The sequence below is a fragment of the Ottowia flava genome (assembly GCF_008017535.1).
Taxonomy (GTDB): Bacteria; Pseudomonadota; Gammaproteobacteria; order Burkholderiales; family Burkholderiaceae_C; genus Ottowia; species Ottowia flava.
On sequence record NZ_VRUA01000006.1, the window covers coordinates 17,562 to 34,010 of the forward strand.

Sequence of the window (16,449 nt, forward strand, 5' to 3'; positions counted from 1 at the left end):
ATCACATTACACCAAGGAACCAACACCATGAATTCGAAAGAGAACGCCTACAACGACCATGCTGCAGACGCCTGCTGCGCTGCAGACGCGAAGGCATCGGCGCCAGCACCCGCTCCCCCTGCGGGTTTCGTATCGAAGGGGACCGTGTTCCGAATCTCAACGATGGACTGTGCCGCTGAAGAGAGCGAAATCCGGCGCGCGCTGGAGCCCATATCGGGTGTGCGAGGGCTGGGCTTCCAGTTGGGTGCGCGCACTCTGACGATCGACGCGCCTGAGGACGTGATCCCTGAGGCTGTGGCTGCAATCCGCAAGGCGGGCTTCAATCCGGAGCCTGCGGCGCCTACCCAAGGTGGGGCTGATAGCGATGACCACGGCAATACGGCAGAAGGACTTTGGCGGATGGTGCTGGCACTTGCGCTGGCAATTGCTGCGGAGACCCTGTCTTTCTTCGCACCGGACACCACGGTGTTCAAGGGCATCGGCATGGCCGTTGCGGCCGCAGCGATCTGGCTCGCAGGCTTCTCCACCTACCGCAAGGGCTTCGCAGCGCTCATGCAAGGGCGCCTGAACATCAATGCCCTGATGACCGTCGCCGTGACCGGGGCCTTCCTCATTGGTCAGTGGCCAGAGGCTGCCATGGTGATGGCCTTGTACGCTATCGCCGAGCTGATTGAAGGACGGGCAGTCGACCGGGCTAGAAATGCGATCAAGAGCCTGCTCGACCTCACGCCAGATACCGCTGAAGTCCGCCAGCCCGACGGAAGCTGGACGATGACGCCGGCGGCGGATGTGCAAATAGACACGATCGTTCGCGTGAAGCCTGGTGCGCGTATACCGCTCGACGGGACCGTGGCCAGCGGTACCAGCGCTGTCAACCAGGCACCGGTTACGGGAGAGAGTATCCCGGTGGACAAGGTGCAGGGCGACCCCGTATTCGCAGGCACGATCAACGAGACCGGCACCATTGAAATCACGGTGACGGCCGCAGCAAGCAATACAACCTTGGCCCGCATCATCCAGTCGGTCGAGCAAGCCCAGGGCTCGCGGGCTCCGACACAACAATTCGTTGATCGGTTTGCGGCCATCTATACGCCAGCGGTGTTCATCATCGCTGTCCTGGTCGCAGTCCTGACCCCTGTGTTCCTGGACTTCACATGGATGCAGGCGCTGTACAAGGCGCTGGTCTTGCTGGTCATCGCATGCCCCTGCGCCCTGGTGATTGCAACCCCTGTCACGGTGGTCAGCGGGCTCGCATCGGCGGCTCGCCGCGGGATCCTAATCAAGGGTGGGGTGTACCTCGAAGATGCACACAAGCTCAAGGCCATCGCGCTGGACAAGACCGGGACGATCACGGAAGGCAAGCCGAAGCTCGTGGAGAAGGCCGTTCTTGCATCCCAGCAGCCTGAAGCTGTTGTGCTTCGATGGGCGGCGGATCTCGCAGGACATTCGGATCACCCTGTATCGAAGGCCATCGCACAGGGCCTGGATGCCGGAGAGGGCGGTGTGAGCGGTTTCAAGGCGCTTGCCGGCAGGGGCATAGAAGCCCAACTTCAAGGACAGACGCTGGTGCTGGGGAATCACCGCCTTATCGAAGAGCGGGGACTGTGCTCACCAGCGATAGAGGAACTGCTCGCCAGCCACGAAGCCAAGGGGCGCACGGTCACCCTTCTGGCGGATGAACGGGAGGTTCTTGCCATCTTTGCTGTGGCTGACACAATCAAGGACAGCTCGCGCGAGGCCATAGAGCAGTTGCACGAGCTCGGCGTCGCGTCGGTCATGCTCACAGGTGACAACGTGTCGACGGCGCAGGCCATTGCTAAGCAGGCGGGCATCGACGAGGCGCAAGGAAATCTGCTACCCGAGGACAAGCTGTCTGCCATCGAGAAAATGCAGGCTGAACACGGTCGCACCGCGATGACTGGGGACGGGATCAACGATGCCCCGGCGCTTGCACGTTCCGACATCGGCATTGCCATGGGCGCCGCGGGCACGGACACGGCCATGGAAGCCGCAGACATCGTCATCATGAATGACGATCTGCGACGCATCCCCGAGGTCATAAGGCTCTCTCGGCGCACACGCAACATCCTTTTGCAGAACATCGTGTTCGCCCTGGGCATCAAGGCCTTGTTCCTGGTCCTCGCCGTGTTCGGAAGCGCGTCCATGTGGATGGCTGTCTTCGCCGACATGGGGGCCAGCCTTCTGGTGGTGATCAACGGCCTGCGCCTGCTGCGCGGCGTGTCAAACAAGGCCTGAGCATGACAACGTTTGGAACAAGAATCCGCCCCGCCGTGGATGCTGAACTGCAGGCAGCCAAGACTGCTGACAACGCAGGCCAGGCACAGCTGAGCTTTCGCCATCTGGAGCGCGCCCATGTGCTTGGCCAACCCTGGGCCTGCGAAATGTGCGACATCTCGATAGCACCGACCTCCGGTGTGGCAGCTTCAGGCTGGTTGCGGCCGTTGGTCACCTGCGGGTTAGATGTCCGCAGTAACGCTGACAGCGGCCATCTAGAGCCGACCGATCCGGTCAAGCGAGCCTGCGCCTAGGCGTTATCTGCCAGAACCTCTACACGTAGGAGGCGCGGTGCTCTGCCGCGTGCTCAGCTGGAAATCACGCCAAAACTCACTCCGAATATGGCGCTACCGCTACTTCCCGCTGCGTTGTTTGTTCAGATCCAGCAGGCGGCGCAGGATTTCTTCGTCCGGCCATTGCGTCGCGTAGTCGTTCCAGCCATATGCCGCCGCGACGGCCTTGTCCAGTGCTTCGTGCGCCAGCGCCAACCACGCAGGACTAGCGTTGTACAAATTCGTGAGAGTGCGCTGCTTTAAATCGGCTTCATGATTGGGCTTCGCGACAGGCCGCTTCGGGAAACCTGACAGTCGCCACGGGCGCTTGGGTGTTGCCGATGCGTAAGGCATCCACGCCTTCAATCTGAAGCGCTTGATTGACGAATTTGTCTGCCGCTTCCGCCGCCTTCACGTTCATGACCAGCGAGAATGACTCTGGAAATACTGACTTTGATCGAGAACATCTCCCGATCCTGTGCATACAGCGATTGATTTATCTCCCCTGCAGAAGTCGCTGCGGCTGCAGCGCGAGCAAGTCGGTTCGCAGGCAGCTGGCGGGCAAGTTGCAGTCGTTCGCGTCGGCACAACGCGAAGACAGCTTACGCTGCATATCAGTCTTCGGTTGTATTCCGAGATCCAGGCGCTCACAACCGTCGAGTCCTAAAGGTAATAGACCACCGCAGCTCGCCCGTCGGAGCCACACTGTGCTGCCACCCCCACCGCGCTTCCCCTACGAGCGTGTAGATGGATCTCGGTGCCACATCCAACTGCACCACTTTGCGTGTAGCGGGAGCATCCGGGTACGGCCTGAACCGCAGCGTCGCGTGCCCACCCAGCGACACCCCCACAATCGTCTCAAAATCCGGCACGTCCCGATGCCACCCCAGCGGCGTCCCCGGCGCGTACTCTGCGACCAAAGCATGGACAAGGTCGCCAGGCGGCACGCCCAGCCATCCCGCCACGCGATCCCGCAGCTCATGCAGGCGCTCATCAAGCGCGATACCCGGCTGCAGTTGATTCGTATCAAAGTCATACGACCCACCAAAACTCACCACTCGCCGCCTGGCCACGTACTGCTTGTACCGCGCCGCATGCAGCGGCAGGGTCTTGATGATTTCGATCAGCTCCTTCTCTTCGTCAAGGCTCAGGAACTCAGGCTCGTAGACCAGTCCCTTGATGGAGGAATTGATCGGCCCTTCGTCAAACAGCGTCGCCTGCGTCATCCCGCTTCTCCTATCGGAAATCCCGGCTCTCGGTCGCCAACCGCCCCAGCATCGGCGACAGATCCGCCAGCCGCTCCGCAATCAGGTTGCACACTTCCCCCTCGCGCTGCCACCGTCCTTTCACCGCCATCAGCCGCGACCCCAACAGCACTTCCCGCTGCGCCTCTTTGATATGCCGCCAGCAGATCACTTGGGTGGCCCCGTGCTCGTCTTCCAGTGACACAAAGATGGTCCCCTTGGCCGTCTCCGGCTGCTGCCGAAGCGTCACGATGCCCGCCGTGCGCACGATTCGTCCGTCAGGGATGCGCCGCAGTTCCTCGGACGTCTTGAGCTTGTACTTGTCGAGCTTCTTGCGCAGCAGTGCCATGGGATGGGTGCGCAGCGTGAGGCCGAGGGAAGCGTAGTCCCACAGCACGTCTTCTCCCTCCGGCGCTGCAGGCAGCTCCAGAAACTCCTCATGCACCGGCGCTTCCTGCAGAAGTTCGGGTGGCGCGTGCAGCGCGGCGGCATCCCAAACTTGCTGGCGCCGATGGCCGGACAGCGTGGCCAGTGCTCCAGCGGCCGCCAGCAGCTTCATCTCATGCTGTTCCAGCCGTGCTCTGCGGGCCAGCTCCTCGGCGTTGTCGAACGGCTCCTTCGCCCGTGCAAGCACGATGCGCTCTGCGCTATCGGTCCGCAGCCCGCGGACCAAGTGCAGGCCCAGACGCACAGCGGGTGTATTCGGCAGGTCCTCCAGCGAGGACTCCACATCGCTGTACATCACATCCACCGGCCGCACCTCCACGCCATGGCGTCTTGCGTCCTGCACCAGCTGGCTTGGGGAGTAGAACCCCATGGGTTGGGAGTTCAGCAGTGCCGCAAGAAACGCTGCCGGCTCGTGCCGCTTGATCCAGCAGGATGCATAGACCAGCAACGCAAAGCTGGCCGCATGGCTCTCCGGGAACCCATATTCCGAGAACCCCTTGATCTGTTCAAAGATCTGTTCCGCGAAAGCCCGCTCGTACCCGCGCGCAGTCATCCCGTCCACGATCTTGCTGTAGTACTTGCCCAGGCCGCCCTTGCGCTTCCAGGCGGCCATCGCCCGCCGCAAGCCATCGGCCTCGCCGGGGGTGAAACCGGCCGCCAGAATCGAGATTTGCATCACCTGTTCCTGGAACACCGGCACGCCCAGCGTGCGGCCCAGCGCCGTCTTGAGGGCTTCGCTCGGATAGGTCACCGGCTCCTTGCCTTGGCGCCGATTCAGGTACGGATGCACCATACCACCCTGAATGGGTCCTGGGCGCACGATGGCCACCTCGATCACGAGGTCGTAAAAGCAGCGTGGCTTGAGCCGTGGCAGCATGCTCATCTGCGCCCGGCTCTCAATCTGGAACACGCCGATGGTGTCCGCCTTGCAGACCATGTCGTAGGTGTCAGGGTCTTCGGCCGGGATGTCTTGCATGCCGAACTGGTAGCCACGCCGGTCGCTGATCATGTCGAGCGCACGCCGAATGGCTGACAGCATGCCCAGGGCCAGCACGTCCACCTTGAGCAGGCCCGCGGCGTCGAGATCATCCTTGTCCCACTCGATCACTGTGCGGTCAGGCATGGAGGCGCTCTCCACCGGCACCATGCGGCAGAGCAATCCTTTGGTGAGAACGAAACCTCCCGTGTGCTGCGACAGGTGCCGCGGAAACCCTATCAGTTGGCAGGTGAGCACGATGAGCTGGCGCACCTGCAGGTTCTCCGTGGACATGCCCAGTTCATCAAACCGTTCCAGGCGCACGTCGGCGCCATCAAACCACTGCTGGCCCTTGGCGATCGCGTCCACCGTCTCCAGGTCGAAGCCGAGCGCCTTGCCGACATCCCGGATCGCCGACTTCGGCCGGTAGCTGATCACCGTGGCCGTGAGGGCCGCGCGGTCCCGGCCGTACTTCTGGTAAAGATACTGGATCACCTCTTCACGGCGTTGGTGCTCGAAATCAATGTCGATGTCCGGTGGCTCATTGCGCTCCTTGGAGATAAAACGCTCGAACAGCACGGACATGCGTGCCGGGTCCACCTCTGTGACGCCCAAGCAGTAGCAGACCACGCTGTTGGCCGCCGACCCACGCCCCTGGCAGAGGATGTGCCGGGAACGTGCAAACGCCACGATGTCGTAGACGGTGAGGAAGTAATGCTCGTAGTGCAGCTCGCAAATCAGGGAAAGCTCATGTTCGATCTGCCCCTGCACCTTGGCCGGTATGCCGGCGGGCCAGCGCCGGCCAGCCCCTTCGTAGGTCACCTGGCGCAGGTAGCTCGCCGCCGAATGTCCAGCCGGCACCACCTCGTCCGGGTACTGGTACTTCAGTTCGTCCAGGCTGAAACTGCACCTGGCCGCAACATTCAACGTCTCTGCCAGCAGCTCAGCCGGGAAGGTCTGCGCCAAGCGCAGCCGCGTGCGCAAGTGCTGCTCCGCGCTCCGCTGCAGAGCATGCCCGCACTCCGTGAGCGGCTTGCCGATCCGCGTGGCCGTGAGCACATCTTGCAGCGGCTTGCGAGAGCGGACATGCATATGAACGTCGCCAACCGCCACCAGCGGCAGAGCCGTGAGCTCCGACAGCTGGCGCATGCGGTGCAACCAGAGTTCATCGTCGAGCCGCCGCACCTGGTCCACGCCAATCCAGCACCTGCCTGTGAAGTGGTTCAGCGTCCAGAGCCCCGCCGCTTCCAGCTGCGCATCCGTGCTCTTGCGGTCCGGACACAACAGGACCACGCAGTCTTCCGCCTCCGACCCACTGATGTGGTCGAGGGTGAGGTGATAGGAGCCCTTCTCGGAGGATCGGCGCAACTTGGTGATAAAGGCGCACAAGTTGCCGTACCCATTCAAGTTCTGGGCCAGCACGACCAGCGTGAACGCCGCCTCGGAGTCGTCCCGAGGCTGGATGCAGAACTGGGAGCCCAGCAACAGCGGCAGGCCCGCCGCCTTGGCAGCTACATGCGCCCGAACCACTCCCGCCATGGAACACTCGTCCGTGATCGCCAGTCCCTGGTAGCCCAGCTCCCTGGCCCGTTCCACCAGCTCATCTGGCGCACTCGCTCCTCGCAGAAAGGTGAAATTCGAGACACACCGCAGTTCCACGTATTCCGGCAGCGTTCGGGGTGGACGGCTCAACATACCGGCCTCACGCAAAGTGCCCGTGGAGGAACCACGCGGTCTGGTCCCGGGCCAAGCGCTGCTGGAACACCCACAGCACACCGGCATGCGGGCTCAGTGCCAGCCAGTAGTCGCGCTGCACGTTGAGCGGCCGTGCATCGGCTTCATCGCTGCTGCGGTGCCACCATCCCCCCTCGATGCGGTCAGGACCTAGCAGGAGCTGCAGAGGGCCTTGGTAGTAGGGACGGTTGTCGCGTTCGATGAGGCGCAGGGGCTCATCCAAGACCCAGCTGGGCAAGGGCAGTTCATATGGGGATGCTGCCCTATTGCGTGGTGCCTCACATTGCCAACTCTGCATCCACTCCAGACGGTGGTCTGCGGCCAAGACCGGGCGGCGCACACTGGTGTCGCCCAGCCGCGCCTGGATGCGCTCCAGGGCTAGATCCGTGCTTCCGCTTTTGCGCAAGGTCTCGGGAATGAGCGAGCGGCTCTCTTCAACGATGGGCAGGACTTCCGTGGCGAGCAATTCAATATCGCCAGCGGGCGCTGCGAGCTGCACCTTGGACAAGTGCTCAGCCAGCAGCCGCGCGAAGTGCTCCACGTTCTGAGTGGGCTGCGCCGTGCGGACGGTGAGTTCGCCGCCGGTGCCGGCATCCTTGGCGCGCATGACATCGTGGCACCACCTGAGGGTGAAGGCCGTAGCCCCCAAGCGCCGCGCCGCCAGCCACCCGGCCATCTGGATCATCAGTCGCCGCGCTCCGAACAGCAAGGCGGGTGCTGCCTCGACCCGCGACATCAATTCCAGCCGCGCGTGGAACGTCTCGGGCAGAGTCAGCCATTCGTAAACCTCCGGACGCAGGCCGTAGGCTTGGTCCAAAGCCAAGAGTAGCCTCTTATCAAAGCGGCGGCTGAGGCCACCCCGCGGTAGGTTGCGTACGTCGCCCAACGTGCGGCAACCCACACGCGCCAGCGTAGGCTGGTGCAGACCTACGGCAGAGAGCGCTTCGAGCGGCAATGGGTCCAACATCTTGGCCAAGGGATACTCGAAACCATCACAGGGCCCACTCGCCGACATATGGCGTACCAAAGCCAGTGCTGAGGTGCCCGTGGGCGCCCACGCTACGCGGGCGCCTAGCTCCTCAGCACCGGCTTCCATGAGCCGATGCAGCGCCTTCATGCCGCCGAACAGGCGCGCGCTTCCCGATACTTCTGCGACGACGGAATCTTCCAGCAACGCCACCCGAGGGGTGAACTGCAGTGCCCAGATTCCGAGGGATGTCGCATCAATGGGAGACGGGCTGGCCGGCAGAGGAATGGGGAGCAATGCGGCCCAATGCCCGCGCATCGGTAGCCTCCTCGGAAAACAAAGCGGTAGAACGTGCTGGCACGGTCTTGAGCCGGGGCGGGATGACGGCCTCCAGGTTTCCTGGCATCGCGGCCAAGTACAACGCGTCATCCAGCGATGCTCCTCTGCGCTTGGGAATGCGCACCTCCAACTGCCAGCCGCCAGCCAGAGCTACCGCTACCCTGAGCGGCGCGGGGGATGTGTCATGCAATGCAGTCACTGGGCGGAACAGGAAAATGGGTGCATCGCACGACTGGGCATGTATCTGCAAGCGACGGATCTGCTCCGGCCGTGCCTGGGGCAGCCAGGAGAGGATGGCTCCCGCAGGGTCGGACTTAACGATCTGCTCCGTGACCCAGAGACGGTCCACGGGAGTAGTGGCATGAATCCAAACAACGTGGTCCGCAGACAGGCCCAGTTGTTCCAGCCCCCCCACGTGCGGCTGCTTAGGGGGTGCGATCAAGTAAACCCGGCCGCCATCCGCCATGACAGCAGGGAGAGAGCGGCCGAGAAGTCGCCATTCACAAAGCGCCGCCTGCGGCATAAGCAGTTCGGTCAAGCTGTGCGTGGGCCAGCCCCCGCCTGGAAGTTCCTTATCCAGCTCCGTAAATCCGGAGGATACCGTTCGCGAAACCGGGTCGCCAACCTCGCCGCCGCGCCACACTGCCTCGGCAATGTGCCGTGGAAGGTCGCCTGGATGAAAGGCGTGGTGGGAGGAAGAGGCAGCGGCTGACATGGTTTGGGGGTAGATCAAAATACTGTATTTATTAACAGTATATGAGTCGGGCGAGATGCTTGAAACGGCTTAGGTCGCCGCGCACACAGCACCATCGGAATTCGTAGCGCGCGATCACGGCCCGTAGCGGCGCCGAGAGAAACGCGCTCCGCAATACACCTTCAAATCACTCAGCTATCCCTGACGGGGCGCGGTCCAGCACCCGCAGCGATTTCGGAAACCGTCCTACTTCTTCAGCGAATCGGATTGAAAACGATGGATTTGCCGGTGAATCAGGCGCCGGCTGTGAGTGTTTTGGGCCCGCTTGTGCGGGCCCCTTTTTGCAGTGATTTCCTAGCTACCGGATGGGGCCGAAACCAAAGTAGGCAGCCTTCTTTGGCTTCGCCTTGGCCGAGGCAGCATCCTTGCCATTGGATGGCGCTGGCTGGACCGTGTCTTCAGGTGGGGTATGCGGGTGGTCGGTCTGATCAACGCCCCTGCGAGGCCCTACATCCAGGTCTGAGATCATCTCTTCCAATGCCACCAGCCCACTGGCCATGGCGGTTTTGTAGGTTTTGTATCCATCCTCAGCGCGGTCGATTTCCCTCCATCGATCCTCGTTCACGCGTTCCGTGATGACCCATTCAAAATGCCCGGGATCAGGCTCCGCAACATGAACGGCGAGGAGGCGTAGTACATCGGCCATGCTGAAGCATAGGCACCGACGACAGGTGCGGGAATGTGCCGAAACCTACGGCAACGGTAAGTCGCTGCCTACATCCGTCAACGAGGCAGCCGCCCAAACTTTCCGCTATCAAACTGCGGAGAGCTCCATGGCCACTGGCAGCCGCACCCTCTGGAAGGGTGCCATCACTTTCGGATTGGTTCACATCCCTGTTGGCCTGCACACCGCAGCAACGGAGGAGGGGGTGGACTTTGACTGGCTCGACAAGCGCAGCATGGACCCGGTGGGCTACAAGCGCGTGAACAAGCGCACCGGCCGCGAAATCACCAAAGAGAACATCGTCAAAGGCGTCGAGTACGAGGACGACAAGTACGTCATCATCAGCCCCGAAGAAATCGAAGCCGTCTTTCCCAAGACCACGCAGACCATCACCATTGAGCGGTTCATCGAAGCCAACGAACTGCCGTTTGTCTTCTTGGAACGCCCTTACTACGTCGCGCCCATCAACAAGAGCGACAAGGTCTACGCCCTCCTGCGAGAAGCATTGATCTCCACTGGAAAAATCGGCTTGGCCAAGGTGGTCATCGCGACCAAGCAGCATCTGGCCGCACTCGTGCCTTCGGGACCAGCGCTAGTGCTGTCCTTGCTGCGCTGGGGCGATGAGGTCAAGACGCTGGACAGCCTCGATCTCCCGGGGGAGGGTCGCAAGTCCGTGAGCGCAGCCGAACTCAAGATGGCCACGCAACTCATCGAAGAAATGTCCGGAAAGTGGAACCCCGCCGACTTCAAGGATGAGTTCCGCATTCAGGTCATGAAACTCGTCGAGAAGAAAGCCAAGGCCGGGGAAGGAAAGACGGTGCTCGAACCTGAGGAGGAAGCACCTCAGTCCGCCGATGTCATCGATCTCACCGCGTTGCTTCAGCGCAGCCTCAAAGGCGGCGGAAAGCCCAGCGCCAAGTCGGCTGCCAAAGCCCCTGCCAAGAAGGCAAGCAGGGCTTCCACCATGACTGCCCCTAAGAGGGCACCCGCCAAATCTGCCGCGCGAAAGTCCAGAACTGAACGCAAAGCCGCTTGATCTTCAGTTTCGACCTTAGGAGCCGACATGCCCGACGACAAATCCCAATCCGGCGGCCAGGACCGCAAACGCATCAGCCTCTCCCAAGAGTACGAGGTTCGCGACTGGGCAAAGAAGTTCAACGTGACCCCGGAGCAACTCGAAGCCGCGGTCCGTGCCGTGGGCAACGATGCTGCCGCTGTCGAGGAACACCTGAAGGGCACCCGGTGAGCCTGTGCGCGTCGCGACGTGGAACATCAACAACGTCAACAAGCGTGTAGCGCTATTGGTTGACTGGCTGCATCGCACGCAGCCCGATGTGGTCGCCCTGCAGGAAATCAAATGCCCCACGGCTGATTTTCCGACCGCCGCGCTGCAGGAGGCCGGGTACAGCAGCCTGGTGGTGGGGCAGCGCACCTGGAACGGCGTTGCCATACTGAGCCGCAATGCAGACCCTCTGCCCATCGTCACGGCGTTGCCTGGTGACCCGGCAGACAAGGAAGCGCGCTACCTGGAGGCGGCCATCCATGGCATCTTGTTTGCCTGTCTGTACCTGCCCAACGGCAATCCCCAGCCTGGTCCCAAGTTCGACTACAAGCTTCGTTGGTTCGAGCGCCTACGGCGGCGGACCGAGGAGCTCTGGCATTCCGGTCACCCTGTGGTGCTGTTGGGCGACTGGAATGTTGTGCCCACGGATGCGGATATCTACAAACCCGACACTTGGCGCGATGACGCGCTGTTGCAGCCCGAGGCGCGTGCCGCCTTTGCCAGCATCCTGGCACAAGGGTGGACGGATGCCATTGGCAAGGTGTATCACAAGAAGGTGCCCTTCACGTTCTGGGACTACCGGCGCAAGCGATGGGAGCGCGACGCCGGGCTGCGCATCGACCACATTCTGGTTGGACACTCGCTGAAGCTGCAGGACGCGGGAGTGGACCGCGAGGAACGGGGCAAGGAGAGTCCGAGCGACCATGCCCCAGTGTGGGCGGAGATTGCTCTCGAGAAGTCACGAGCGGCGCGCAAGCCCACCATCGATACCAAGAAATCGCTTGGCTCGAAGAAAGCGGAGCGGACGACGAAAGCCGAACCCCCATCCACCCCTGAACCGCTCGCACAGTACAAGGCCAAGCGCGATTTCACGAAGACTGCCGAACCTGCGGGCGCTGCGGCGAAGCTCCCTCGTCGCTCAAAGGGCGCGGCGCAGCCATTGCAGTTTGTGATCCAGAAACACTGGGCGTCCCGTCTTCACTACGACTTCCGGCTGGAGATGGACGGCGTGATGGTGAGCTGGGCGGTGCCCAAGGGACCATCGTTCGACCCCAAGGTCAAGTCCATGGCCATCCACGTCGAGGACCACCCCATCGACTACAACAGCTTCGAGGGGAGCATTCCCAAAGGCGAGTACGGCGCCGGCAAGGTCATCATCTGGGACCGCGGAACGTGGGAGCCCGTGGGCGATCCTCGCGACGGGCTGGGCAAGGGCAAGATCATGTTCCACCTCCACGGCCAAAAGCATGCGGGTCTTTGGGAACTCGTGCGCATCTCGAAGCCTGGCGAGAAGAAGCAGGACCAGTGGATGCTGTTCAAGAAACGCGGCGACGCCTGGGCACGGCCTAGCACGGAGTACGACGTCATCACCGCGCTGCCCGACAGCGTAGTCGAGACGCCGCTGGGCCTGGCGGAGGAACGTGAGCAGGTCGTTGGCACGACGGCCTCCGCACTCCGAACCACACCTCCAACGCTGGCGAACGCCAGAAAATCCCGCCTTCCTGCCAAGCTGGAGCCGCAACTCGCCACACTGGTGTCGTCGGTCCCGGAGGGCGACTGGATCATCGAGACCAAGTTCGACGGCTATCGCATTCTGGCGCGCGTGGAGGGAGACGAGGTTCGTCTCTATACGCGCAACGGCAATGACTGGACCGAGAAGCTGCAACAGGTGGCCGATGGCATCGCCGAGCTTGGCCTGACGCGCGCGTGGCTGGATGGGGAAATCGTGGTGCTGAACGACGCCGGTATCCCGGATTTCAACCGCCTTCAGAACGCGATCGACAACGCGCGCACGCGGGACATCGTGATGTTCGTGTTCGACGTAGCCGCCTCAGTGCTTGCGCCCGTTGCGACAAAGTCCAAGGCAGCGCCCTCGATCTCCAGGGTCAAGATCACCCATCCCGACCGGGTGATTGACCCCAGCACGGGATTGCGCAAGATTGATCTTGTGCGCTACTACGAGAGCGTTGCCGAGTGGATGCTGCCCCATCTCAGGGATCGCCCGACGTCGCTGGTCAGGGCGCCGACCGGGATCATGGGGCAGTTGTTTTTTCAGAAGCACCCGGAAAGCAAGATGCCGGGGCTCAAGGAACTGGACCCCGCCCTGTGGCCCGGGCACGAGGCGCTTTTGGCTGTGAACTCCGCCGACGCGCTGATTTCGGCAGCGCAGATGAACGTGGTTGAGTTCCACACCTGGAACTCCAGCCGCAGCTCCTCGCCGTCGCCTGCATAGCAGAGATACGGCAGCGGGTCATCACGGTCGACGAACTGACCGAGCTGCTGCATCTTCTGGATGCGGATGGAGGCGCTGAAGTCTTCGATGGCATCACGAATGCCCTCGACTTGGTCGGGGGTAAGCTGTGGGGCGCACGCGAGGCTCTCCTCAGCCTGCTGGTCGACCTGCAAGACGGGCGACCGGTCGAGGAAGTTCGCCAGCAACGCGACCGCCTGAACGCGGAGTTGGAAGACATCTACAAGGCCGCGCCGAGAACCAACAGCAAGGCCTACAGCGATGCGCAAGAGGCGCTCAAGAATGCGGAAGAGCTTTTCTTCACCGACGAGGAGCTGAACAAGATGTTGCCGAAGCAATTGCGTAGCAACGCTGGGACTACGACGTAGCGATAGGCCGACCCTAAATGACGGGTGTGCCGCCGAGACGGGTCGTTCGCCATGGAGGTTCGAAAGTCAGCTCCCGCTGCAAATTAGCCATCCGATGCGCCATTCCAGAGGACTGCCCTAGGCGGCACTGCCAGTACAGTTGAGCGCATCTAGCCGCACCTACCGCGAATACGGCAGTAGAGTGCAACCTCCACATGACCGACACCTACCTCGTTTCCTCCTTCGCGGACAAGGACAAAGTCAAAGCGCTCGGCGCCCGGTGGGATCCCACCCGCCGGCAGTGGTATGTCCCGGCAGGCTATGAGCTGGCGCCTTTTGCCCAATGGCTGCCCGCCACAGATGCGCCTGCGCCCAGCACGTCCAGAGACCTCCTGGCTCCGGAGAGTGCTGCGTCCCATGACCTGGTCACGCATGCCAGGAAGGGTTTGCCGCTGTCCCAACTGCTGCAGGGCGTCAGCGCAGCCGTGGCCCAGGCATTCAAGGCTGGCGTCTGGACCCTGGTAGAGGTGGTGGACACCCGCTCCATGTCCCGCAAGGCCTGCTCGCCTGACAACGCAGCGTGCGAGGGCTTCTTCGGTCGGTTGAAGAATGAACTGTTCTATCCTCGGGACTGGAAGAGCGTCACCGTTGAGCAGTTCATTGAGGTGCTCGACGACTACATCCGCTGGTACAACGAGAAGCGGATCAAGATCTCCCTTGGCTCTCTCAGCCCGATTGAATACCGGGTGAGCCTTGGACTTGCGGCATAAAACCAGTCCAAGTTTTTATCCGCACCCCCGGTGGGTCAAATTTAGATCGGCGCCAACACCGGATGGAGGCCAACAAGATGCGGCCAACTGCTGCGACCGAAGGGCAGCAGCCGCTGCGTGTCACCTTGGCTGCTTGCATCTTGCAATCGCATCGTAGGTGCTTGGTGCAGTGAATTAACCAAGCGGGCTTGAGGTGGCTACTTTTTCAGATGAAGCTGGCGCTCAGAAACAAAAAAGCTGCAACCGATGAGGGTGCAGCTTTTTGCTTTATGTGGGCTTTTATGTGGGACAAATTCGGCATGTTTGCCTAAGTCTTTGATTTTAAAAGCCAACTGGCGGAGAGGGCGGGATTCGAACCCGCGGTGGGCTATTAACCCACACACGCTTTCCAGGCGTGCGACTTAAACCACTCATCCACCTCTCCGAAGCGCGGTATTGTAGCCGCTTGCCGCGGGCGTTTTCGGCCGTCACGCGAAACTGGTTGCGGGCAGGGCGCTGGCAGCGGTTTCACAGGCTTCAGAACACGGCGTGTCAATGCCCCGTTTCTGAACGAAATACGCCGCTGGCCCTACAGCCAATTGCGTGGCCAGCTAGCAAAAGCGTAGCGGGCCGCGCTGCCGCAGCTTACAGGCGGCGCGTGACGTCGGCGGCGCCCGGGGCGCGCGTGGCTTGCACCATCTTCATGGCCGAGCTGATCAGGGCCGACACCTCGGTCATGGTGCTGGGCACGACCAGCGTGGTCTGCGCTTCTTCCGCCAGCTTGCCGTAGGCTTCGACGGCTTTTTCGGCCACCTTCAGTTGCACGGCCTGTTCGCCGCCGGGTTGCTGGATCGATTCGCCAATGCGGGCGATGGCCATGGCGGTGGCGTTGGCCACTTCGGTGATGGCGGCGGCTTCGCCTTGCGCAGTGTTGATGGCGGCCTGCTTTTCACCTTCGGACTTGGCGATGGCGGCCTGCTTCATGCCCTCGGCCAGGTTGATCTGTTCCTGGCGCTTGCCTTCGGACGTGGCGATCACGGCGCGCTTTTCACGCTCGGCGGTGATCTGGGCCTGCATGGAGCGCAGGATCTCGTTGGGCGGCGTCAGGTCCTTGATCTCGTAGCGCAGCACTTTCACGCCCCAGTTCAGCGCGGCTTCGTCGATGGCTTCGACCACCTTGGCGTTGATCATGTCGCGTTCTTCAAAGGTCTTGTCCAGCTCCAGCTTGCCGATCACGCTGCGCAGCGTGGTCTGGGCGAGCTGCGTGATGGCGGTGATGTAGCTGCTGGAGCCGTAGCTGGCGCGCATGGGGTCGGTGACTTGGAAATAGATGATGCCGTCCACCTGCAGCTGCGTGTTGTCGCGTGTGATACAGACCTGGCTGGGCACGTCCAGCGGGATTTCCTTCAGACTGTGCTTGTAGGCCACACGGTCGATGAAGGGCACCAGGAAGTTCAGGCCAGGCGAGAGCGTGGCGTGGTACTTGCCCAGGCGTTCGACCACCCAGGCGTTCTGCTGCGGCACGACCTTGACCGATCGGACGATGAAGATGGCCGCGATGACGGCGATGATGAGGGCGATTTCCAAGGGGTCCTTCCTTTCTTGCTGAAACGGGATAGCGAAGCCGGGCGCCCGAGGCCTTCAGGCGCTGGCTGCGCGTCATGGGCAGTGGATCAAATGGGGTCGACCAGCAGGCGGCTGCCCACCAGTTCGGCGACACGGTGGGCGCCCGGGCGGGGCATGACGCCCGGGCGGTGCATCACCGTCCAGGGGGCGCCGCGGTAGCGAATGGTGGCGGTGCCGTCGGCATTCCAGTGGTCAACCTGCACGGTTTCGCCCACGTCCAGATTGACGCTGCGCTGGGCGCGCGGCGATGGGTCACCGAGGCGTGGCCGGCGGACGATGTAACAGGTCACGACGGCCGCGCCGCCCACCAATGCGGCGGTGACCAGTTGCGTGGTGAAGGAAGCGCCCAGATGCGCCGCCAGCGCGCCTGCAACGGTGCCGATGGCGAGCATGAGCAGGTAGAAGGTGCCCACCATCAGTTCCAGCGCGATCAGCGCGCCGGTGAAAATCCACCACCAAGTCGATTGGGCAAGGTCCATAGCGTCGGTTGGTCGGGTGTTGT

The 16,449-nt window shown here is 62.3% G+C and carries 14 protein-coding genes, 1 tRNA gene and 2 pseudogenes; 8 read left to right on the plus strand and 9 right to left on the minus strand.

Annotated elements, in window-relative coordinates:
* Positions 1-27: 27 nt before the first annotated feature.
* Together FVQ98_RS08190 and FVQ98_RS08195 are read left to right on the plus strand one after the other, a co-directional pair.
* Positions 28-2,256: a heavy metal translocating P-type ATPase gene (locus FVQ98_RS08190; RefSeq protein ID WP_147912946.1), complete on the plus strand. Its 2,229-nt coding sequence runs from the start codon at positions 28-30 to the stop codon at positions 2,254-2,256.
* A 2-nt stretch (positions 2,257-2,258) separates the two neighbouring features.
* Positions 2,259-2,549, plus strand: a complete 291-nt coding sequence (locus tag FVQ98_RS08195) for a DUF3703 domain-containing protein (protein WP_147912947.1) — start codon at positions 2,259-2,261, stop codon at positions 2,547-2,549.
* A gap of 99 nt (positions 2,550-2,648) precedes the next feature.
* On the opposite strand, the gene FVQ98_RS08200 is transcribed toward FVQ98_RS08195, so the two are convergent.
* The 6 genes from FVQ98_RS08200 to FVQ98_RS08225 form a co-directional block, all read right to left on the minus strand.
* Positions 2,649-2,921: an adenine methyltransferase gene (locus FVQ98_RS08200; RefSeq protein ID WP_147912948.1), complete on the minus strand. Its 273-nt coding sequence runs from the start codon at positions 2,919-2,921 to the stop codon at positions 2,649-2,651.
* A gap of 293 nt (positions 2,922-3,214) precedes the next feature.
* Positions 3,215-3,793, minus strand: a complete 579-nt coding sequence (locus FVQ98_RS08205; RefSeq protein ID WP_147912949.1) for an alpha-ketoglutarate-dependent dioxygenase AlkB — start codon at positions 3,791-3,793, stop codon at positions 3,215-3,217.
* Between the two features lie 10 nt (positions 3,794-3,803).
* A complete protein-coding gene (locus FVQ98_RS08210; RefSeq protein WP_147912950.1) occupies positions 3,804-6,929 on the minus strand; it encodes an error-prone DNA polymerase in 3,126 nt (1,041 codons plus the stop codon).
* Between the two features lie 7 nt (positions 6,930-6,936).
* Positions 6,937-8,253 carry a Y-family DNA polymerase gene (locus FVQ98_RS08215; protein ID WP_147912951.1) on the minus strand — a complete coding sequence of 439 codons (1,317 nt, stop codon included), beginning with the start codon at positions 8,251-8,253 and terminating at the stop codon, positions 6,937-6,939.
* On the minus strand, positions 8,192-8,917 hold the full coding sequence (gene imuA, locus FVQ98_RS08220) for a translesion DNA synthesis-associated protein ImuA (RefSeq protein ID WP_370512935.1): 726 nt from the start codon (positions 8,915-8,917) through the stop codon (positions 8,192-8,194). Before imuA ends, FVQ98_RS08215 begins: the two co-directional genes overlap by 62 nt.
* A gap of 409 nt (positions 8,918-9,326) precedes the next feature.
* Positions 9,327-9,674: a hypothetical protein gene (locus FVQ98_RS08225; RefSeq protein WP_147912953.1), complete on the minus strand. Its 348-nt coding sequence runs from the start codon at positions 9,672-9,674 to the stop codon at positions 9,327-9,329.
* A gap of 127 nt (positions 9,675-9,801) precedes the next feature.
* Here FVQ98_RS08225 and ku point away from each other — a divergent pair, with 127 nt between their 5' ends.
* From ku to FVQ98_RS19635, 6 genes and pseudogenes are all read left to right on the plus strand, one after another.
* A complete protein-coding gene (ku, locus tag FVQ98_RS08230) occupies positions 9,802-10,728 on the plus strand; it encodes a non-homologous end joining protein Ku (protein WP_147912954.1) in 927 nt (308 codons plus the stop codon).
* Positions 10,729-10,755: 27 nt separating this feature from the next.
* Positions 10,756-10,938 (plus strand): DUF3606 domain-containing protein, encoded by a 183-nt coding sequence (locus FVQ98_RS08235; protein WP_147912955.1) that lies wholly within the window; start codon positions 10,756-10,758, stop codon positions 10,936-10,938.
* Between the two features lie 4 nt (positions 10,939-10,942).
* Complete coding sequence (locus FVQ98_RS20290) at positions 10,943-13,207, plus strand: exodeoxyribonuclease III (protein ID WP_370512933.1); 2,265 nt, start codon at positions 10,943-10,945, stop codon at positions 13,205-13,207.
* A 110-nt stretch (positions 13,208-13,317) separates the two neighbouring features.
* Positions 13,318-13,593 carry a hypothetical protein gene (locus FVQ98_RS08245; protein WP_255507701.1) on the plus strand — a complete coding sequence of 92 codons (276 nt, stop codon included), beginning with the start codon at positions 13,318-13,320 and terminating at the stop codon, positions 13,591-13,593.
* A gap of 194 nt (positions 13,594-13,787) precedes the next feature.
* Positions 13,788-13,865: pseudogene (locus FVQ98_RS20295) on the plus strand (DUF5710 domain-containing protein); the annotation flags it as partial.
* A 246-nt stretch (positions 13,866-14,111) separates the two neighbouring features.
* Positions 14,112-14,342: pseudogene (locus FVQ98_RS19635) on the plus strand (IS3 family transposase); the annotation flags it as partial.
* 333 nt (positions 14,343-14,675) lie between these two features.
* Here the strand turns inward: FVQ98_RS19635 and FVQ98_RS08255 are convergent.
* The 3 genes from FVQ98_RS08255 to FVQ98_RS08265 all read right to left on the minus strand — a co-directional run bounded on the left by FVQ98_RS08255 (position 14,676) and on the right by FVQ98_RS08265 (position 16,426).
* Positions 14,676-14,766: transfer RNA gene (locus tag FVQ98_RS08255), tRNA-Ser, on the minus strand.
* 200 nt (positions 14,767-14,966) lie between these two features.
* A complete protein-coding gene (locus FVQ98_RS08260) occupies positions 14,967-15,908 on the minus strand; it encodes an SPFH domain-containing protein (RefSeq protein ID WP_147912956.1) in 942 nt (313 codons plus the stop codon).
* Between the two features lie 86 nt (positions 15,909-15,994).
* Positions 15,995-16,426: an NfeD family protein gene (locus FVQ98_RS08265; RefSeq protein ID WP_147912957.1), complete on the minus strand. Its 432-nt coding sequence runs from the start codon at positions 16,424-16,426 to the stop codon at positions 15,995-15,997.
* Between the last annotated feature and the right edge of the window lie 23 nt (positions 16,427-16,449).